The sequence below is a fragment of the Sulfitobacter sp. genome, assembly GCF_041552635.1.
In the GTDB taxonomy this organism is placed as follows: Bacteria; Pseudomonadota; Alphaproteobacteria; order Rhodobacterales; family Rhodobacteraceae; genus Sulfitobacter.
In genome coordinates, this window is record NZ_JBFEKM010000247.1 from 1 (window position 1) to 4,280 (window position 4,280).

2 protein-coding genes are annotated in these 4,280 nt (G+C 61.3%); both read right to left on the reverse strand.

From position 1 onward, the window contains the following. Positions 1 to 503: 503 nt before the first annotated feature. Entirely contained in the window at positions 504 to 2,909 is a 2,406-nt protein-coding gene (locus tag ABYT07_RS19340) for a YbcC family protein (protein ID WP_372993651.1), read from the reverse strand. A 21-nt stretch (positions 2,910 to 2,930) separates the two neighbouring features. After that, a partial coding sequence (locus ABYT07_RS19345; protein ID WP_372993652.1) for a proton-conducting transporter membrane subunit occupies positions 2,931 to 4,280 on the reverse strand: 1,350 nt, incomplete at its 5' end.

Genomic DNA, 4,280 nt, shown 5'->3' on the forward strand with positions numbered 1-4,280 from the left:
CTGGGCGCACCACTAAGCCTAAACTTCATCGGGCTGGCGCTTGGATCGGCGGCGATTATGACAGCGCTGCAATGGGTAGGTCGACCGGGCTACGTCGACACGATGACAGCCTATGGGATCATCACGCGGGTCATCACATTCGGATTACCGTGAAAGTGTAACCGGTCATTGCGCGGCGTAAGGGGCGCTGCAGAATTGCAAAACCACACGAAAACCATCTTTAGTATGGGCCAGTACGAGGCCGGTTGGGGGAGCAGCAATCCACGCCATCAGGTTTCGGGAAGGTAACAAAATGAACTGCTACATTTCGGTCCAACCTTACCAATGCTGTGGGAGGCGTGAATGGCCGAATTGTAAAATCTGAGCACCTTAAAATGATCGCCAACATCGGCGATCATACCAGCGCGCGATCCTATGCCGTGCACTTAGGGTTTGCCCCCACGGGGGTGGTTTGCGATCTGAAACAGTGGCCAAATACCTGCTAGGAGGAAAATTCGGAGAACTCACCCGGCCGCCTTCCTGGCCAAATCCGGCCCAACGTTCCGAGCCATCTCTGACCACTTAAGTCCCCCGGCATAGCGCCAAGCCATCTGACCATTCTCATTCAATGCAAACAGATGCAGCCACCGTTTGTCGAACAGGGCGCGCACGTCATCGTGCCGCCGCAAGATGTCTGTCATCGCCTCGCGCGGTGCTTCGATACAGACCGAGAGACGCAGCGGATCATGGGCATACCGCTCACCGTCATGCACCGACTGCCAGGGCAGGCCTGCACGCAGGGTGCCGCCGTTGCCTTCGACCACGCCAATGCCGCCGATGACATTATGCAAAAGCTTGTTGCCAGACCCGAATGTATCTGGGGCCACGGTTGATCCGTAGTATTGCAGACTGATCCAGCTGGCCACGACCACAGGGGCGGTCATGATCAGTTCCAGCACACCGAAATCTTTGTCCTTGTGCCAGTCATAATCATGCAGGAACGCCCGCCCTGCTAGGCTTTTGCATGCTGTCCGTGGGCGGGGGGCGGCGATGAAGGCTTTGCATCCGGCAAGCGCCCATTCGGGTCGGGTTTCGGCCCAGTCGCGGCTGCGCAGGTCGATATCGGTCTCATCACCCGCACGTGGCAGGCGCAACGCACGTTCGGAACGGGCCACGATGCCAGCTTGGGCAAACCAGTCCTTCGCCTGAACGATGTCGGCGGCATGGGCAGCGGACGGGTGGTCGGCAGAAAACAGAGTGATCGCATCCGTTGTCGTGTCATGCAGCGCGCCCAGAAACAGCGTATCGCTGGGGATGGCGATGCCGCGTTCGGCAAGTGCCGACCGCACATCAGCGCTGTTGAGCAGTCCCGCCAGCAGCCGCGCATTCACGTCGCCAGCGTAACCGCCGCAGGCACCGCATTGCAGCCCGCTGGCGAAGGGGTTGTTCACCACATTGGCCCCGTGCCCGGCCAGCACGACCAGTCGCGCGAAATCTGCCGTCAACGACATGGCGCGCAGGATTTTCTCGGCGGCGTCGATTTGTGCCGCCAGTGGCAAGGGCGGATCAAGGCGCGGTGCGGGGCTGTTGGCCGCGGCTTTGGGCGCGATGTTCAGCGCGTCCTTGACCAGTTTGCCAGCATAGATCGGCCCCGTCGATTCGACAAAAGCAAAGGATGACACGGCAGCCAGTTTGAACCGGCCCCAAGCACGGTTGGCACGTGATTTGATCCGTGCGGTCTGCGCGGCGCTCACATTTTCGCCTTCCGAACTTGACGTAACGCCGGGGTTCAACAGGACCGGCAGCCGCAATTCTTCCACGTCCGAGGCAAAGCTCTTGTGCGATGCGGTCAGGCCAAAGAACCCCGCAAAGCCCAACGTCTGGATGCCGGGGTTCACCGCCTCAAGCGCGCGACGGAACACTTCGGACCGCACATCGATGCAGAACGCGGCCTGAAGGGCAGGCCGATCCTGTGCGCGTTCTGTTGCCGGAGCGGCAAGGGTAGCGGCGAGATCGCGCTGCACTGCGCGCTCCCATGCTTCTTGCAGGGTCGCGTCAATCGTCAGGTCTTGGTCCGCGTTAACGGGTTGGGCGTGGGCTGCTTTGACACTGTCCCACTTGTCACAAAGCTGGTCTTTATACTGCGCAAATAACGCTTCCTCCCACACCAACCGGATCGTCAGCAGGTCAGTTATCGTCTGGTCGGTCTTGCCCGCCAGTTCCGCCTGCCACAAGTGATACCGTGCGACCTGTGCCCATCCGCCAAGAGAAAAAAGCAACTGGTGCAGGTAGGTCTCAAGCATGGCCTCATTGAGGCCTAACTGCTTTGCCGCGCGCGCGCGCGCTTCGTCGGCGGTATCCGGTGTTTCGCTGACAAACTGCGCAAAACCTGTCAGGCCCGCGATTTCGGGTGTCAAATCATGGGTCGCGGTTTGCCGCCACGCGTCATAGGCACCCCGCCGGCGCGGTGCTGCCCAAAGCGCCTGACCCTGATCGAAATACCCAGCGGCCCAATGCCCGAACCGGTCGGCCAGAATGCCAGACCAATCGACACCCGACACGTTGGCGGCCAGATCGGCAAGCGTGGGTAGCGGCGCAGGTGGGGCGCTAGGGGTCGTGGCCGCTTGCTTGATCTGCGCCACATCCAGCGCGTGGCCGTCTTCCAGCGTCTCAAGTGCGGCAATGATATCGGCGTCCGAGATCGTGCCATCTGCGATCAGGGCAGCGTAATGCGCACGCGGCATCGTGACGGGCACGCCGCCAACGCGGCCCAACCGTGCGCCAACCTGGGCGAGTGTCTCGGAGGTTTGGCCCAAATAGGGGTTTACTGCGACAGAGGAGGCCAAAGGCCAGACCGGCGGAATGGCGCGCGCGGCGGTGTCGCTGGCTGTGGTCATGACGGCAGGCGTAAGCTTGGGTGTCGAAGTCATTGGATCAATCCTTTCCCAATATCAGGAGGTGTGCGTTGTCGACCAACCGCGCAGCAGTTTGTCAAAGACGGCATTGGCATAAAGCCCGTTGGACAGATGGACCCGCAGTCCGGCAGCCGCAGGGTGGTAGGCCCAGAGCGGGAACATCGCTTGCGCCACCGCGACCAACCCAAAGCTGAGCAAGGCCAGCACGATCAGCGCCCATTCCAGCGGACCGGGGGCCGGTGTTGCGGGCAGGGTACCCGCCATCAGCCATTCGGCAGCCGTCTGCAAGGCAAAGTACCCCAAGGCAGCAGCGACCGAATAGGCTGCGGTCAGCTGTGTCAGAATACGCGGGGCGGCGTCGGCAAGGCCTTGTGCCAAAAGGTAGGCCACGCCGAAGATCAGAATAGCCCCCAGTGCAATGGCCTGCGGTGACTTGCCCGTCAGGCCAAAGGCAAACGCCACCGCCGCGTAGATCACAAGTGCGATCATGAAGGCCCGGCCCACCGCGGCCCCGTTGGGAATGGCCACAGGGCCGGGCCTCCGGGTTGCGGCGACGTTATCCACCGCACTGCCAGAGGAGAGGAATGCGTGCGCCTTATAAAGCGAATGTGCCACGATATGCAGCAGTGCCAGCGGAAAAAGCGCCAGACCGCATTGCAAGATCATAAAGCCCATCTGCGCCACCGTGGACCATGCGAGCGAGGTCTTGACGGCGGATTGCGTCAGCATGACCAGACCGCCAAACAGCGCCGTAAACCCGCCGATCATGACCAGTACCGCCAGCACAGCGGGCGATAGAAGCATCACATCGGCAAAGCGGATCAACACGAAGCCGCCAGCGTTGATGACGCCCGCATGCAGCAGGGCCGATACCGGTGTGGGTGTCTCCATCACTTCGGTCAACCAGCCGTGCATTGGAAATTGCGCAGACTTTAGGATGGCCGCGATGGCGAGCGCTGCGGCAATCCATGTCGCAAACTCGGTGCCTTCACCGGCCCGTGCGGCCACCAGAATTGTGGCAAGGTCACCGGTTCCAAAGGCGGCAAAGATCAGCGCCATAGCGACCAGCATCGCCGCATCGCCCAACCGCGCTGTAATCCATTTCTTGCGGGCCGCGCGCCGTGCAGCGACGCGCTGTGGATAGTGCAACAGAAGTTTGTGCAGCGACAGGCTGGTTGCAATCCAGGACATCGCGAATTGTAGGATGTTGCCTGACGTCACCAAGAACAGCACCGCGGCCAGTGTCAGGCATAGCCAGCCTGTAAACGACCCCTGCCGTGCTTCGCCGTCCATGTAGGTTGCCGAATAGCGCACCACGACCCAGCCAACAAACGCGACCAACAGCAACATCAGCGCGCTGACCGCATCCAGCCGTATCGACAGACC

Coding starts and splice junctions, on each gene's coding strand:
- ABYT07_RS19340 (WP_372993651.1), bottom strand. CDS start 2,909: ATGACTTCGACACCCAAGCTTACGCCTGCCGTCATGACCACAGCCAGC.